A 17,788-nucleotide genomic window follows, 5' to 3' on the forward strand; every position below is an offset into this window, starting at 1 on the left:
TGGTTTTTTCTTTTTTCTTGTAAAAAAAATCACAAGCAAAAACCTGTGATTGAATCGTAAAAAGGGAATATTACAACTTTTTAATGAAGTTAGTTATTTTCTATACCTCATTATCCTATTGCTACTTTTGAACCAGCTGTATAGACTAAAACGTATTTTCTATCTGATTCTGGAATATCTCATTTATCTAATACAAAGATTGGAAGAATATGACTTTGTGTTCCATCTAGTGTAGAAGCATTTCAAATGAGATTATCATTTACATAAAGTTTAAGTCTTAAATCTCCATAGTAACTTGCATTAATTGGGAAGTAACCGTTAAAATTGTAAGCTTTTGCAGTTTTTGAAAAGTCTCCTAAGTTATTGGAAATAACTGATGGTAATGTGTTCCCTGGAATGCTTGGATGTCAAGAACGTGAATTATCTAAATCAAATTCAAGTCTAATTTTGTCCCCAGTTGCAAAATCAATGTGTCTTGCAGTTGATGAGTCAATTAATTGTTCAAAGAATGCTCCACCGATGTTTGCAAAATCTCTTGTTGAAGAGTTTTTAGATGCAGTTGCGTTTAAAACGAATGTAAATGAGTTGTCTTCTGTAAATGTTTTTGTGAAGACTGATGTATTTTTATCAATATTAAACTTATCACTTGTTATATTTGTTTTAACAAATGCTTGAAGCAATGCAACTCATAAAGCATTTTGATAATTAAATGCTGTGCCGTCAGAAATCTTGTAATTTCAAGCACCATTTGCATAGCTGTTAATTACATTATTTAATCAGTTTTTATTCACATTATTTGTTCCATCTTGTAAAAATCTTTCTTTATATTTGATTTCATATTTTCTAGGGAATAATCAATAATCATCAAGTGAATTAGGAACAATAGTTGAAGCAGCAGGTGTTAAATCAGGAACTACACCTGTTTTAACTCAATAGTTTGCTATTGGGCTTTTATCTTCTTTAACAAATGTTGTTGCTAAATAAGGATAGTTTCCTTGATTATTTAAAATTTCTAATTTAAGAAGTCTCTCTTCATTATCATCGTGATTATATTCAAATGTAACAACTTCATCATCATAATCAATTGAACTTTTATCTAATCTAATGTAAGGATCATTATTGCGTCCTCTTAAACGAGTTTTGTATTGAAGTGTGATTAGACCTGAATCAAATAAAGGTTTTAAATCACGAATTGAAAGAGTTTGATATTTAGATGTGTTATCAATAGATAACAATTTAAATGATCCTTCAAATATTTTTCTAGGACCAATTACATAATCTGCATATCCATCATCAGCATTATTTAGACAATTTAATACTAAATATGTTGCATATTGCATGTTTGTTGTTAAGTAATTTAGTAAATTACCTTTATCAATTCTTTCATCAATATTAGCTTTAATTTGATTAATTTCATCTAATCTAGAAATAAAGAATTCAACCTTATCTGTGTCGTGCTCAAATTTGTATGATAAGTTTTCTTTATCAGCTAAGAAATCTTTTAAGTAGTACTTAGAATTATCCGGATTGTTAGAGATTTGAACAATTTGTTCGAATGCATTATTAACTTTTTCTATTGCAATTGTATTAGCAACATTAAGGATATTTTCTACTTCATTTTTAAGAGTTTTTAATTCATCTAATGATTTATTTTCATAATCATCTAAAGTGGATAAATCAAAGTTTGTAATTTGATCTGAACCAAATAATGTTTCATTTTGTTTTACTTTATTTAATGAATTTAAATTTTCTCTTATGTATGCAACATAATCATCTTTACTTTCAGCAGATTGAGCAGCATTGATAATTATGTTTGCAACTTTATCAAATTTATTTCACTCACCACTTAACTCAAATAAGTATTTAGAATCTAATCGATTTCTAATTAACTCAATTAAATTATCTTTTGTGTCTTGAGAAGTAGCTTGAATATCAAAATTATCAATTTGATCACTTGTATTGTTTTGAACAATGTTAATTAAAACTGTATAACTTTGTGGAGCTACCACTACATTAACTTCGTTATTTTGAATTTCATCAATTGTTATTGATTGAATAACATCTTTATTCGAATCAATTAAGACATATGAATCAGGAACTAAACTACTTTCAATAGTAATTGAGTTTTCATCCATATTAAGTTTTTGTGTTGTAGTCGCAACAATATCATTATTTAAATCCTTAAAATTAATTGTTATTGTTTTTCTATTTTCAACAATTTCAATTTGAATTTCTGAAGTTCAGGGACTTACACCTGAAATTGATGTCACTTTAACATCACTTGGTAATTGTTGTTTAATAAGTTCACTAATTTTTGCTTCATCATCTTGATAATTAACTTGAATTTCAAAATCTTGAATATCTTGTTTATGTGATTCATTTTTGACTATTTTAACTTGCACACTATAGTTTTTAGGTAAAACTAAAACATCGACAGAATTATCCACTATTTGTTCTATAACTTCGCTTTCAATCACTTCTTTATATGAGTTAACTAAAACATAAGAATTAGGAACCATATTACTGTGGACAGTTAATTGATTCTCATCAATATTTATTTTTTGTGTTGTTGTATCAACAACAGAACCGTTAGAATCAACAAATTTAATTGTTACAGTTTTTCTATTCTCAACGATATCAATGTTAAATGTCTCAACTCAAGGTTTAATATTACCAATTGAACTAACTTTGACATCTGCAGGAAGATATTCCTCTATTAATTCTTTGACCCTAGTCTCATCATCTTGATAATTAACTAAAATATTAAAATCAGAAATATCATCTCTATGAGAGTTATTTTGGTTAATATGAACTCTAACTGCATAGTTTTTAGGAAGCGCAGTTAATTCAATAGTATTATTTGTAATTTCATTTACCATAACACTATCTAGAATTCGCTTGTTCGAATCAACTAAAACATAACCATCCGGAACTAAATCTGAACTTACAACAATTGAATTTTCTCCAATAGGAATTCTTTTCTCTCTTTTTTCAATAACACGATGGAAATCATTAAAGTAAATTGCTATAGTTTTTGTTCTTTCAGTAAGTTCTAAGTAAATAACCTGAGATCACCGTCCAATTCCTGAAATTGATTCGATTTTCACATTATTAGGTAATTGGTTCGCAATGAGTTCAAGAATTTTAATTTCATTATATTGATAGTTAACTGAAATCTTAAAATCTTTAATATCTTGTAAGTAGTAATCAAATTGATTTCTTTCTATTGAAACTTGAATATCGTAATTTTTAGGTCATATTTTAATAAATTCATTTGATATTGGAGCTTCATCTCTTATCAACTTATCAACCGGTTCTCCGTATTTATTCAATAAAACATAGTTTTCCGGATCAGGATTAGTGATTTCTCATTTACCATTAATTTTTTTTGCAATACTCTTAAGAGTTTCAGGTTCTTCGTCCCTGGTATAAGCGTTTCTTAATATCACTTTTACAGCTTCTTCAGTTTTATTTGTGTATTTTAGACCAAAATACACAGCAGGTGCAGTTACCGCTCCAAGTACTCCTGTGAATGCTAAAAGTATAATAATCTTTTTATTTCTTTTTGAAGTTTTACTAGTCATAAATTTGTCCTTTTTATTATTTTTAAATATACTAAATTAACACTCTTATATCGCTAAAAAAATGAAATAAATTTTGAGCTTGAAATCAACAAAAAAGCAAGCTAAGATAGCTTGCAAATTTAATTATTTTTTAAGGTCGTTTACTGAACCAATGTAAGCGAATTTTTCTGGATTTACATCAATAAATTCACCATTAATAATTCTAACGACTGAATCCACAGTTTGATCTAAAGGTACAAAAACCCCTTTTCTTAATGTGAAATGTTCAGTCATAAAGAAGTTTTGTGAGAAGAAGTTTTGCAACTGTAATGCTTTTTTAACGATTGTTTTTGATTCATCATCTAACTCATCAAATCCTAAAATAAGCATAACATCTTCAATTTCTTTATATCTTTGTAAGATGTATTTTGTGTCTAAAATAGCTTGATAATGCTTTGAACCAATAATTTCAGGATTTACGTTATTTGATGAAGAAACCAACGGATCAAAAGCAGGGAAAATGTTTTTAGCACTAATTTCACGTGAAAGCACAAGTGAAGAGTTTAAGTGGTTAAATACAGCAACAGCTGATGGGTCAGATAAATCATCCATTGGTAAGAAGACTGTTTGGAATGATGTAATTGAACCATTTTCATTTGTATAAAGTCTTTCTTCAGCTTGTGAAATTTCAGTGTTTAAAGTTGCTTGATATCCACCAATGGATGGTTTTTTGTCAAGTGATGCAGCAACTTCATTTCCAGCTTGTAAGAAACGGAAAATGTTGTCAATGAATAATAAAACATTTTCTTTATTGTTGTCTCTTAAGTATTCAGCAGCAGTAATTCCAACTGGTACAATACTCATTCTTGAACCTGGGTTTTCATTCATTCTTGAAATGTACATTGTTGAGTTTTGTATTAAGTTAGATTCAGTTAAATCATTGTATAACTCAATAGCTTCTCTTGAACGTTCTCCTGATCCAATGAAGATAGCTGATGTGTTAGTTTTTTGTTTTGATAGGTTGAAAATAATTTCTTTCATTAAAACAGTTTTACCAACTCCGGCTCCTCCAAAGATACCGATTTTATCTCCATCTAAAATAGGAACGAAAAAGTCAATAGCTTTAATACCTGTTGTTAAAAGCTGTGCTCTTTTTTCGTAGTTTGTATTTGTTACAATTGTTGAATCCATTTCAACTGTTTTTGTAACTTTTGTTTTAGGTGAGCTTAAGTTATTTCCAAGCACATCGTAAATGTGTCCTTTTGCTTCATTTCCAACAGGCACCATAAATGAATGGTTTAATTTTTCAATCTTATCATTGATTGATAAGTTATCTTTTAAGTCTACAATAACTGCTAATAAAGTATTTTCATTAAGAATTCTTTTAACTAATAAATATGAACCATTGTCGCTTTTAAGAAGTGAATTAATAGCTGGTAACTTTTCGTTTTTGAATTGAATTTCAATTACGTCGCTTCATAATTTTGTTATTTTAGCACTCATTATTTACTTCCTTTTAATTCATTTTTAATTTTGTTGTGAATTTGTTCTATTAGTTTTTCATCAGTAGTTAAGAATTCTTTAGCAGTAGGTAATTGTCATTGTAGATTAAATTTATTTGAATATTTATTAAGCAAGAATGCGAAGTAGTTTTTAACTAATTCATGATCTTTAGTTGTATCATTAATTAAATCATCAACAACTTTCTTGCAAGTTGCATTAGATTTTTCGTATTCAATAATGAATTTGATTGCTTTGTTAATTTGCAAATCAGATAAGTTATTTAATAAGTTTCATTGAATGATACGTGAAATTAAGTAAATATCTTTTTCATCGTATGATGAAACACCTTTTTGATTAAACATTTTTTCAATTTGGATTCCTCCTAACATAAGTGAATTAATGTCATCATTAAGGTCGTATTTAACAGCAAGTAGTTTTGCTTGTTTTTTGAATGATCTATATAACTTACCAACAATTTTTGCGCTTTGGTTCATTAATTTGTTTTGAACTCCACCACCAATACGTGAAACTGATAAGTTAACATCGATAGCTGGATATTTGTTAAGCGCAAATAATTCTGAGTTTGTAACAATTTGACCATCTGTAATTGAAATAACATTTGATGCAATTAAAGATGTAATATCGTTATCAACTGTTTGAATAATTGGAAGAGCAGTAATTGATTTTCTATTGTGGAATTTACCGCTTCTTTCAAGTAATCTAGCGTGTGCATAGAACATATCACCAGGGAATGCTTCTTTACCAACTGGTTTGTTGATTAATAAAGCAATTTCTCTGAAAATGTTTGCGTGTTTTGTTAAGTCATCAAACACGATTAAAACATCATCTTCATAAGAAACATTTTCAGCGTGAGCCATAGCAATATATGGAGCTAAATATTGTTCATATGGTTTATCACTGTTTGCAGTTAAGATGATTGTGTATTCATCAGCACCATGTTCTTTAAGTAAATTGTAAACATTTGCAATTTCGCTTTGTTTTTGTCCAATTGCAACATAAATACATTTAACATTTTTGTCTTTTTGGTTAATGATTGTGTTTAAAGCAATAAATGTTTTACCAGTTTTTCTATCACCAATAATAAGTTCTCTTTGTCCTTTTCCAACAGGAATAAGCAAGTCAATTACTGAGTAACCTGTTTTTAATTGCTCATCAAGAGGCATATAAGACATTAAGTTGTTATTAACGTTAAAGATTTCTGAAGCTTGCTCATAGAATTCAAATTTTTCTTTAGTAACTTCAGGGAATAAAATGTCACCGTTAATGTCAATGATTTTTCCGAAGTAGTTTTTTGCAGTTTTAACTTTTGTATCAACTTTAGCCCTAATTACTTCTGCACCAATTTTATATTCTTCAGGATTTTGTTTAATTAAACAAAAAGCACGATCTTCTGTTGCTGAAATTACCATTAATAAAGCATCTTTATTATCTTTTAAATGGTAAATTTCATTTTGTTTGTAATTTGTTTGGCCACTTATTTCAACAACATAGTCATAAATGGCTGATATGTATAATTTATTTTCCATGTTCTTCCTTTACTTTAAATTAGCTTTCTTTTTGTTTAAACTGCTAATGATTATTGTTCCAATTAATAAAAGCGTAATAAGTGTACCGATTGTAATTAAAACAATGTTTGTGTTTTTTGTTGATTGTAAATTTTCTTTAAGAATCAATTCATTGTAAGCTTTTTGGTATTGTGTTCTGATGTTTTCACTTTCATTAGTGATGTTTTTATTTTGAGTTACGATACCTAAATTAATGAATTGTTTTTGAACTTGTTCTAACTTTATGTTGAAAGTTTGAAATTGTTGATTTTTAAATGTGCTTACTTGTTCAATTCTGTCTAAGTCTAAAATTAAGTCTCTTAAAGTTGATAGCGCTTCATTAACGTCGCTAAATGTGAAATTAAAAGAATTTAAGTTAGCTTCAATAACTGATTTAATTTCAGGTACTGAAATTTGTTTTGAAAATTCGCTATATAAGTCTTTATATGCACTTGTTAATAAATTAAAGTAAGTTCTTCCTTTAATTGTTTGTGCGTGAATAGAGTTAGTGAATGCATCTTTTGAGTCTTCTGATAATGATAAGTTGATTAAATCACCTTTATCATTTTTAAAAGTTACATCCTTATAGTATTCAACTGCGTCATTTATGATGTTTGTGAATTGTTGATTGTTAATAATTTTTACTGCAACAAAGATTTGGTCAAAGACAATTTCTTGAAGTTTTCTATTTCCAAGTTTTTCAAAAACTAAATCTTTGGTAATTCCAAGTGCATCATAGTAACCTAACATCGAAGATTCAATTGCATTACTTACAACTTGCATTGATTGAGCATATTGTGCATCTGAATATCTAGTCACTTCACGTTCATAAGATGTTTGTTTCTCATCTGATGTATTTGTTAAAGTAATTGTTGCAATTAACTTGCCATCTTCTTCTCTTAAGCCTGTAACGTTGTATTTAAGTAATTTTAATAATGGATTAAAGAAGAAAACTGCTTCATTATTGAATTTAGCATTTTGTGAATTTACTAAACTAATTAATTCTGCATTTGAAGTGTTGATGTAGTCACCTGTAAGTATTGGAGAAAGTCTAGGAACGTTTTCTTCAGCAACTGAAACTACAATTGGGTCTTCTTCGATTTTGTCTTCAGGTAAGATTGGAAGAATCGGTTCTTCAACAACTTCATTGAATTCTTGGTTTTTCTCGATGTCAAATTTCATTGTTCTCTTATTAAGAACCGATAAGAAATAAGCATCTCAAGAATCAAAACCTTTAGGTATATTTAAATCTAATTTTGCATCATCATCTAAAACTTTGAAAACTTCTTCATCTTTTGCATATTTAGGAAAGTCTTCTTTTTCTAAAAGAATATCTCTTCAAGATGAAGATAGCGATTCAATATAGCTATTTGTTTGGTTCAAAATCGCACTTTGAGTAAGTTGATTATTAATTACTTCTGCTTCTTCAGGAATGACAACTTTTCCTTCTGTGTCTATAGCACTTACTTTTTCGTAGTTATCTGGTGTAGCTTCACCAATCATAAGTGGTCCAAAATCATTTTTAAAGTAAGTAATGTCTCCTAATTTGTAAGTTTCATTTGTAAGTAAATTAGGGAAAATGATGTTAAATCCATTTTCAATTGGATTTGAAACTATTTGATCTTTTTGAGCCTTTAAATAATTTACAAACTTTTTATAGTAAGTAATTCTTTTTAAATGTTCAATATTTGGTTCTGCTAAATTTTGCTTTTCATAATCTGCTACTTCTAATTCAAGCTTTTTAATATACTCTTCAAGGACTAATGGTAATTTTTCATTGAAAATGTTTTTTTGCATTTCCTTAGTTTCAGGAAAATTAGCAACAGGCTCTTTTTCTGTTTCAGTTGTATCACTTGCTGTTTCATTTTCATTTGTAGTTGCTGAAATAACCGAAAGCGGTAATACTAATGAAGAAGAAATAGCGCCTAATTTAAGTCATCTTCTTATTTTCATAAATCCTCATTTTCAAATAATGAAAAGTAAATTTGAGCTTTAAGCTTGAATGCTTTTCTTTTTAGTTTTTCTAATCTGTTGATTAAATCAATGTCATTAGAAGCATATAAAGCAAATTTTGTTTTTAGCAGTTCCCTTTTAATTTCTTTGTATTTTTTATTTAATGAATGTAATTGTGTTTTATTTTTATCATCTTGCGCAAAAGTATCAAATGAATTATTGTAGAAAAGGACAATTTGATTTTCATTACTTTGGACAAATAATGAATCAAATATTAAAAAGTATTCTTTTGAATTTGTTTTAAGTGAGCATAAAACTTTTTTGTGACTTGAAATTGTGTTTTTATCAACTTTTTGTCAACTATCTTTTAACTGATGATTGATTTTTAATTCAGAAATCTTAAGATGTCTTTTAACATTTTTAGCTGATACTAAAGTTAAATCAATCATTAGTTCCCCTTTCTGATTTCATGTAATAAGTCTTTTTTCTTGCTAAGCATTGAGATTTGTTCAATTTCTTTTTCTCTTTTAACTTTTAAGAATTGTCTTTTTTGGAATTTGATTTTTTCTTCTAAATCATTAAGAGTACTGTTTTGAGCAACTAACTTATATTTTTCATAAATTAAAGCTGACTCAGTTAAAAGTGAAGAAATAGCAAAGTTTAAGTAAGACTCAGTTTCTGAATCGATAAACTCATTTAAATCTTGTGAAATTTTGTGAGTGTTGATATTTGAGTTAAATAATTGACCGTGTTGATGGTGTTTAAGTGTGAAATTATTCATATTTACAGGAAGAAGTTGAATATGTTTTTCTTTAATCTTTGTTGAGTTAATTACAAAGTTTAAGTTTGCATAATCATTAATTTTGAAGTTGTTAATAATGATTTTTGGAAGTAGTTCATTTAAGTAATCAACTTCATTTTTCTCAAAGCTAAATAAGATATTAAATCCGTTGTCACTAGCAAACTTAATTGCTTTTTGACCAATAGCAATAATGCTATCGTTAGATTTGTTGATAGCTTGAAGCAAGTACTTTTCATGTTTTTGATATGAGTTAGTACTATATTTTTCTTCTTCTGTAATGTAAATTCAAAGTGTTTTTAATCCACCTAAAGTAAGCAAGTCACTTTTTTTATTAAGAGCAAAATCATTGATTGAATATTTATCAGTAATTTGCTCAATTATGAATTTTGAATAGTTAGCTCTATCTAAACAGTAACTAATTTGTTTAGATAGTCTAAGTAAGTTAATTAAAGTAATATTTTTCTTTGATTCAACGATTTTATAAATCTTTTTAAGAGAATTGTATTTTGATTCAATGGTTTTACTGTTCATTGATAATTCCAGGACCTATAAATAATTTATAAACATTGTTTTCTTTTAATAAAAGAACACTCGGTATAAATTCGATAATGTAATTCTCTTCAATTAGTTTATTTATGTATTCATTAAAGTCTGAGTTCAATTGTGAAACAGAGCTTCTAAGTATTGTATCTGATACAGAAACATTTTGTTTTTGTTCAGTTTTAGGAATTTGATCATATAAACTAAATTTTGAATCAATAGTTCAGGTGATAACAAATTTATCTAATAAAAGATTATTTTTTCTGCTAATTCATTTTTGAATACTATCTGTCAAAGGTTTTAAATCTTTTTCAGTTAAGTTGTATTCAATTAAAAATGAATTTCAGAAACTTTCATTTGAAACATAAGTCGGTTTGCTTTTAAATCTTTCAAAGTCAGCAAATAATTTTGATTGATAAACTTTTGCTTTTTCTAAGTATGCTAAAAGCTCTTTATTTTTCATTTTATTTTTCTTAAACATAAATTATTTACCTCTCTTTGTAAAGTGTTTTCTTTTTTCATAAAGCAAAGCAAATATCTTGATAAATCCAGTATATGCTATAGATGAAAGTGCAAATAGAATATAAAGCATAATTGTGACCAGTGCAAGAATTGTTAATATATCTCAATTCTTTGTAAGCACTAATATTGCTCAGTTATCATTACTTAATGTAGCGTGTAAGAAAATGCTAAACACTAATGAAATTGTTAGGAAAACTAACATAGCTAAAAGCATTGAATTTTCTAAATTATTTAATTTATTAGCTTTATTGTATTTAACTAATCCAAAGTTAATTACAAATAAAACAAAGAATAACAAGTTGATAATTAATCTGTTAAAGTAGTTTAATTGAGTGTTTGCAACTAATAAAACAAATAATGAAAGTAATTCCAAAAATACAAATGCTGTTTTGTTTGTTAATAATTGATTTTTGAATTTTGTAAATCTACTTGTAATTACAAGTCCATTTAAGATTGCAACTAATGAAATAAACACAGCAAATAAAGTAACTTTTGTGGTTGTATCTTCACTAATATCGATTGGTTTGTAAGCGTATTTTGCAAGTGTGTAAATTGCAAAGAACATTACAGGTAAGATAAATGCAAGAATTAATTTTGTAAGTGATGCAAATAAACTGTTTCTGTAAACTACACTTGATAAGTTTGAGATGTTTGAGTAAACTTTTAAACTTAGAAGTAAGATAAGTGCAAAAACTAATCCAAAAATAGATAAGTTTTTGTAAACTGCATTTTCACTGAAAATTCTAGTTAGTTTATTAATGTAAACGTTGTTTACAAAAATACCAACAATTCTTTGTGTTTCAATGCTTCCATCTTTTGATTTTGAAACTTGAACGTTATTAACCATTAAAACAAGCATTCATAATCCAATTCCGAGTAAAACGTATTTGATTATAGTATAGCTTGAATCTAAAACTAATTTCTTGATGTCAATTGAAAAATTTCTTGATTTTTGAACTTGTGTGTATACATCAAAAGTTAAATCAATAACTAAAAGTGGTATAAGTAAAAATGAGTTATAAATTAATCATTTTGCAGAAGTATCTTTTGTAGTAGTTATAAAAGTAAAAGTATAAAATCCAAATGTAATAAGTGCATAAGTAATGTATGCAACATATCAGTAGATGTAACTTGAAAACTTCAAGTTATTTTTGTTTATGACAAAATAACTCTTAGTCATAGCGATAATAATCAGCAATGATAATAAAGTTAAGTTGAATAAAACAAAGAAGTTAATACTTGAGTTTATTTTGAAACTTCTATCAAACAGAATTGAATAATCAATTCCTGTTTGAACGCCTTTGTTAATAAAGTAATTGAAAACAATTCCAATTGAGCTTATTAACAAGAACGAAAGTACAAGTGAAATTAATTTAAGAACATTTTCTTTACTTCAGTTTAATTGTAATAAATTGGTTTTACTATTAACTGAATGAGATTTCTGCATCGCCACCTCCACTTGGATCAAAGTTAGCTGATTTAACTACTGCTGTTTTACCAAATTTAGTAAATGCTTGTGAGCGATTTAATCTGTCAGCCATTGTTTGGTTATCTACGTAAATTGTTCTAAATACATTTTTACCTGATTCAATTAATCCGTATAATTCTGGACCTCAGTTATCGTCTAAGTCACGTGCATTACCTTGAATGTATAATGTGTTAACTTCTACAGGACTAACAAAATGTAATTTAGGTCTTTCAGGTCCTTTGATAAGCATTGCAGATCATTGTTGAGCCGCTAACGTGTCAGCGTTAACTGTGAATATATTTGTGTTATTGTAAAGAGTTAAGTTTTTAAATACTCTATTGTGGAAACGCATTCCTTCAAGACTTCTGATGTTTTTGTTTAATGAGAAATCAAGTCAAGTAGGTCAAGAACCATCTCCGAATTCTCCTTGGAAAATTCTTTCATTGTATCTATCTTTGAATGCAATATCAAGACCTTCGTTGATTTCTTCTAATGTATCATCTTTATCAAATCTAAGTCTGTTAAATACAATTGAACCTGGCATATTTGTATTATCTTGCATAGCTGCGAATGTGTAGTCAAATGTAATATTTTTTACACCACGTAATGCAATAGGGTCAATTCCTCAATCTTTACTTAATAAGTCATTTGAACTATAAAGGTCTAATTCTTGGATTCTCTTATCTTTAAGTGCAATAAGTGAAGTTGTATCTTTACCTTCAAAGAATAAAGTTAATTTTTGAATTGATTCAGGAAGTTGTTTTAAAATGTGTCTAAATTCTTGACGTTTGTCTTTAAGACCCATATTTTTGATTACAAGTACATCAATTTGTTTGTTAGCTTTTTTAACTTTATCTAAAAAGCTTAAGAATGAATTGTAACCTTTAGTGTTAGCTGCATCAAGAATTGCCATAACTTTGTTTGTTTTGACTTTTTCTTTTGCAATAGCACTTTCTGGTTTGTATTCATAAATTTCAATCCCTTTATCAGCACCTGCTCCATATCTTGAATATTCAGAAGTTTTATTTCGTTTAGAGAAACCTTCATATTCTAAGTTTCTAATTTGTTTTGAATTTCTGTGATATTGTGATTCATAAGCAAAATATGAATTTTTATGTCTTCTTATATATTCATTACGCACAACATTATCTTCTAAATTAACATGTGCAAAACTACCGAATCCTGTATCACCTCAATGGAAACTTGGAACCATACCTTTGTTAAGGTAATTTTCAAGTTCTCTATTTATAGTTTCAAGTGTTATCTTAAATGCGTATGCTTGTTGAGGATCTTTAAGTAATTTAAAAAGATATGAGAAATCTGCGTTCTCTGGATAATTAATTTGAGGATTGTTATTAGCAATCTTAATGATACTCTTGTTTAAAAGCTCTTTATCAGCTTCTGTTAAATCATTTGGATTTTTATTAAATATGCTGTTAATAACAGAAAGATTTTCTCTAATTTCTCTTTTCATTTCCTCTTTGACTTTTGTAACTTTGTCAATAGGTTTAGGTTTCATTGTTGCAAAATCTAAATCTTTTGCAGCTTCTGGGTTAGCGTAACCTTCGATTGCTTTTGAAGGTTCTGTAGATGGATCTGGCTCAGGTTCAGGTTCTGGTTCTGGAGGAGTCACTATAATTGGTTGTTCAATAATAGGCTCTGTAGGTTGCTCAGGTTCTGGTTCTGTGGTTTTAGGTTGTTCTGTATAAACACTATCTTCTGCTTTATCCGGATCTTCTGGTTCTGGTTCTTTTGGTTGCTCTGGTGTTGGAGCAGGATCTGGCTCAGGTTGTGGATCAGATCCAGGTGTTGGGGTCACAGGTTCTGGATCAGGCGCAGGAGCAGGATCAGTAGGCTCAGGTTCTACCGGATCCGGGTTTGCTGGTTCAGGGTCAGGTACAGGTTCTACTGGATCTGGCTCTGGATTAACAGGTTGTTCTGGTTCAGTAACAGGTTTTGTTGGTTCTGGTTCTACTGGTTTTGGATTTTCAACAGTTGGTTGTTCTGGTTCGATTTTGACTTTAATTTTTAAGTTATTATCTTTGTTTGAAGAATTTCTGTCGCTATATAAAACATCGTTTTCATTGATGACTGTAGCGATTCCACGTGACTGAGTAATAACTCCTAAGTCTTTTGTTTTTGGTTTAGCATTATCACTAATTGTTTTAGCTGCAACAACACCTACAACAGCTAGTGCAGAAACGGCACCAATATTGATTATTATTTTTTTTCTTTTAGCTTTAATCATAATTAATACCTTTCTTTAATTATTTGTTGAATTTATATTCTTCAGGAATTAAATTTGCTCCTTGTTTGAATAAGTAAGTTTGAATGTTTGGATATAACTCTTGTAATGCTTCACGGTATGATGATCTTTGATTTTCTCCTCCACCGTAAATTAAGTCATATTGTTCTAATTTGTATTTACCATAGAAACCATTGTAAGATTCACCTTCAGATCTAAATGCTTGAGTTAAAGCAGTTAATGACACACCTGTTGAATCAGCTGTTGCATAGTTAATTCCAACAATTTCATTATCAATTGTTCTTACTGATGAACCTGACGCACCAGATAAAGGCTGTCAAGCACCTAATGAGTAACCTAATCCATAGTTTAAGTATCTATCTCCTGTGTAAGTTGAAGCAGAATCTCTAATTACACCGAATTTGTAACCTTCATTTTTGCTTGAATTAATTAATGGAGAAACGATTGTAATATCAAATACACCAGGCATATCGATGAAGTTTCTTACGCTTAGTGATTTGTTTCATCCACTTCCGTATTCTTTTGTGAATACTTTTTTATCAACTTGTTGACCTTCTGCAACATAAACAGGTTTATTAGTTCAAATACTTTGACTAAATCCTGAATCAATAATTGCAACTTCAGATCTTTCTAACACCTTACGGTTAAATAAGTGGTCAGTTTTAGCATTTGGGAAGGCTACTGAAATTAAGTTGATTTTTGATTTTGGGATATTTGCAGTTTTATCGTTTGTTAATCTGACATTAGGTATCATTGTTTGTTCATCTTGTTGATATGTAGCCTTTAAACTCTTTGTAGCAAACTTGAATTTTTCATTTTCATTTCAGTTTGCAAAATTACTTGTAGCTAATCTAGCTAATTCAGCAGCTGAACTAACTGATTTTGGTTCACCAAATGTGTTTTGTGGATCTCCATTAATTGAGTTGTATTCATATGTATTATCTGAATTGCTAAAATCAAATTCGAGAACAGCAAAGTCTGCTGCTTCTTCTAATTCTGATAATGGTGAATTTGTATCTACATAATCTCTTGGACTAGTTCTTAAGAAGTCAAGACCGGCGTAAACTAGTTTAACTTGTGATGGTTTGAAACTAAATATATCAACTGTTGGTTGAAGTTCATTAGCTTTTAATCATTGGTCAATTGGAGTTTCATCGTTAAAGTGTAATAATTGGATACCTACAGTTTCACCAATTACACCTTGTTTAAGTCAGTTTTTAGCTTCAGTATATTTTGCTAATCATTTTGGATTTCATTGTTCAACTTGAATTCTCTGCACTTCTGCATATAAAGGTGGTAAGTCATTTTCTTTAACTGCTAGAGCTTGTTTTTCGTATCTATCAGCTTCTGCTTGATTACCTGTATATAAAGCTTCATATTTTTTATCTTCATATGACTTAATTTCATCATCTTTAGCTTTAATTCTTGCACTAACTTCTTCTGTTAATTTGTGGTATTCTGCATCAGCATCTTCAACTACCTTTGTGTATTTATTGTAGTTATCAGCTTCAGTTTGTAAATCATTAATGTGTTTGAATCTTGATTGACTTGACGCATTTGCAGTTGATGCAGCAAATGCTTGAATAACGTGAATATTTGTTGCGATATATCATTTTGTTGGATATCCATTTTCATCAAGTTTGTAATCTAAAATTCACGCAGAACCATTGTACATTCTGTGCTGATCTATTAATGGGTTAGTGTTCATAAGCTTAATAGCATAAGATTGAAGAGCAGTTTTCTTGTACATTTCATTAGCTAAATATCTAGGCAATCCTCTATTTAAAGGAACTGAATCTCAGTAAGCTGCTTTCGTGTCGTCTCTTAATGGGTTTAATGATAAAGTTCCATCAGAGTTTACGACAGAGAAGTTTCTAACAACAGCACTTTCGAATGTAGGTTGACCTTCTGCTTTAGCTTTTCGGTCATATGCCTCAATTTGCTCTGGTGTTAATTTTAAGTTATCTGCTAATTTTGATGAATAATCACCACGATAATCTTTAAGAGCTTTTACATATCCTTGTAAATCAAGAACATTTTTCTCTGACTCTGGAAGTTTTTTATATGCTGCAGGATCTGTTTTGTAAAGTTCAGGCGTACCTGGAATATTTAATCCAACACCTGGATTTGTAGGTCTTGTAGGAATTTCAGGTTCCACAACAACTTTATCACCCTCGCTACCACCATTATCTTTAGGGTTTTGAGGATCGTCTTTTTTAGGATTTGCCGGATTTTCAGGTTTTGGTTTTGTTTGTCCACAAGAAATACCTAAAGATGAAATTGAAACAATTGATCCAAATGTTGCAAGCAACATTAATTTAAGTTTATTTTTTTTCATAATTTACTCCATTTTTGTTTAGCTTCGCTTGAAGTTAAAACTAGTTTTAAATCAAAAAATAAATATATAACCAATATATATATATATATATATATATATATTGATGCTAACTTTAATATTATAACACCCTACAAATTAATTTGTCAATAAATTAATTATTTTTATGTAAATTATTCTGGTATTTATAATTTATAACTTAATAATAACATATATATGAAATTCATTTATGAATTTAAGGTGTATTTTTAGGCTAATTTTGACTTGTTTTATTAAAAATAAAATTTATAAAATAACTTATAAAATAACTTGATTTTTAAGTAAAAAATAATTTAAAATAAGAATATGGCTAGACAATATTACAACAAGAGAGATTATGAGATTGATTGAGAAAATAGTGTGATTGTTTTAAAAGATCATATGATTGAGCAACTTAAATCTGATAATAAGTTTTTAAAATACAAGAAAATCGGTGGAAGCACCGTTTCTGAGATTTTAATTAAGGATGCATTCAAAAATGAATTTAATGCATTTTGTCACATTGCACACTTAAAATTACCTGTGTTATCACAAAAATACATTAATGCAGGGACTATTTTAGAACCTAAAATATTTGATTTCTTAAGAAAGATGCACCCTAATGTAGTGATTGAAAACTTTGTTGCTGCTGATTATGAATATAACTATTTCAAAGACAAGGATGATGTTATTATGGGAGTTCCTGATGGATACATCCCTTCCACAAATATGATTCTTGAAATCAAAACAGCACAAGATAAGAAATATGAACTTTGAGGCGACAAAGATGTTGATCCTTCGTATAGAAAACAAGCACAACTTTATTCGTATTTAAAGGGAGCTAATCATTACTCAATTATCGCTTTATTCTTAAGAGATGACCTGGGAGATTATTTAAACCCTGAAAATGTGGATATTAACCAAAGAAGAATGAAGTCTTACACTTTCCCTGTTAATAGAGCAGATGTTGAAGATGATATTAAAAAAGTTAAACAATGATACTATCATTACACAAATACAAACAAATCCCCTAAATTTGACCCTTTAATCAACAAAGATCAACTTGAATACTTACAATGTGAATCATTTGAAGAATGAGAGAAACTTTTAAATAAATGAAAACAAGAAGGTAAAGCTGATTTCAATGTAAAAGCTTAGTGAAATTTATTAACCAGCAATGGTTAATATTTTTTTGTTCATTTGTGCTAGGTGTTTTAGTATTTGTGACTAAAAGAAAAACAAAAAAACTTACA

Annotated in this window: 11 protein-coding genes; 1 reads left to right on the forward strand and 10 read right to left on the reverse strand. The window is 28.6% G+C overall.

The window, feature by feature from the left end:
* Positions 1 to 110 precede the first annotated feature (110 nt).
* The 10 genes from VBM90_RS00470 to mip all read right to left on the reverse strand — a co-directional run bounded on the left by VBM90_RS00470 (position 111) and on the right by mip (position 16,520).
* A complete protein-coding gene (locus tag VBM90_RS00470) occupies positions 111 to 3,584 on the reverse strand; it encodes a hypothetical protein (RefSeq protein WP_323176448.1) in 3,474 nt (1,157 codons plus the stop codon).
* 123 nt (positions 3,585 to 3,707) lie between these two features.
* The gene (locus tag VBM90_RS00475) at positions 3,708 to 5,066 is read right to left on the reverse strand and encodes an MSC_0618 family F1-like ATPase beta subunit (protein WP_323176449.1); all 1,359 of its coding nucleotides are present in this window, start codon (positions 5,064 to 5,066) and stop codon (positions 3,708 to 3,710) included.
* Entirely contained in the window at positions 5,066 to 6,613 is a 1,548-nt protein-coding gene (locus VBM90_RS00480) for an MSC_0619 family F1-like ATPase alpha subunit (protein WP_323176450.1), read from the reverse strand. The genes VBM90_RS00475 and VBM90_RS00480 overlap by 1 nt, the downstream gene beginning before the upstream one ends.
* A 9-nt stretch (positions 6,614 to 6,622) precedes the next feature.
* Positions 6,623 to 8,584, reverse strand: a complete 1,962-nt coding sequence (locus VBM90_RS00485; RefSeq protein WP_323176451.1) for an MSC_0620 family F1-like ATPase-associated subunit — start codon at positions 8,582 to 8,584, stop codon at positions 6,623 to 6,625.
* Entirely contained in the window at positions 8,575 to 9,033 is a 459-nt protein-coding gene (locus VBM90_RS00490; protein ID WP_323176452.1) for an MSC_0621 family F1-like ATPase epsilon subunit, read from the reverse strand. Before VBM90_RS00490 ends, VBM90_RS00485 begins: the two co-directional genes overlap by 10 nt.
* Positions 9,033 to 9,917: an MSC_0622 family F1-like ATPase gamma subunit gene (locus VBM90_RS00495; protein ID WP_323176453.1), complete on the reverse strand. Its 885-nt coding sequence runs from the start codon at positions 9,915 to 9,917 to the stop codon at positions 9,033 to 9,035. The genes VBM90_RS00490 and VBM90_RS00495 overlap by 1 nt, the downstream gene beginning before the upstream one ends.
* Positions 9,907 to 10,389 (reverse strand): DUF2714 domain-containing protein, encoded by a 483-nt coding sequence (locus tag VBM90_RS00500; protein ID WP_257089599.1) that lies wholly within the window; start codon positions 10,387 to 10,389, stop codon positions 9,907 to 9,909. Before VBM90_RS00500 ends, VBM90_RS00495 begins: the two co-directional genes overlap by 11 nt.
* A gap of 21 nt (positions 10,390 to 10,410) precedes the next feature.
* A complete protein-coding gene (locus tag VBM90_RS00505) occupies positions 10,411 to 11,895 on the reverse strand; it encodes an MSC_0624 family F1-like ATPase-associated membrane protein (RefSeq protein WP_323176454.1) in 1,485 nt (494 codons plus the stop codon).
* Positions 11,873 to 14,164, reverse strand: a complete 2,292-nt coding sequence (locus VBM90_RS00510) for a putative immunoglobulin-blocking virulence protein (RefSeq protein WP_323176455.1) — start codon at positions 14,162 to 14,164, stop codon at positions 11,873 to 11,875. The genes VBM90_RS00505 and VBM90_RS00510 overlap by 23 nt, the downstream gene beginning before the upstream one ends.
* A 19-nt stretch (positions 14,165 to 14,183) precedes the next feature.
* Positions 14,184 to 16,520, reverse strand: a complete 2,337-nt coding sequence (gene mip / locus VBM90_RS00515; RefSeq protein ID WP_323176456.1) for an Ig-specific serine endopeptidase MIP — start codon at positions 16,518 to 16,520, stop codon at positions 14,184 to 14,186.
* 342 nt (positions 16,521 to 16,862) lie between these two features.
* Between mip and VBM90_RS00520 the strand changes: the two genes are divergently transcribed.
* Positions 16,863 to 17,693 carry an MAGa7180 family putative nuclease gene (locus VBM90_RS00520; protein WP_323176457.1) on the forward strand — a complete coding sequence of 277 codons (831 nt, stop codon included), beginning with the start codon at positions 16,863 to 16,865 and terminating at the stop codon, positions 17,691 to 17,693.
* Positions 17,694 to 17,788 lie beyond the last annotated feature (95 nt).

This window comes from Mycoplasma sp. 2704, from assembly GCF_034863285.1.
Lineage (GTDB): Bacteria > Bacillota_I > Bacilli_A > Mycoplasmatales > Metamycoplasmataceae > Mycoplasmopsis.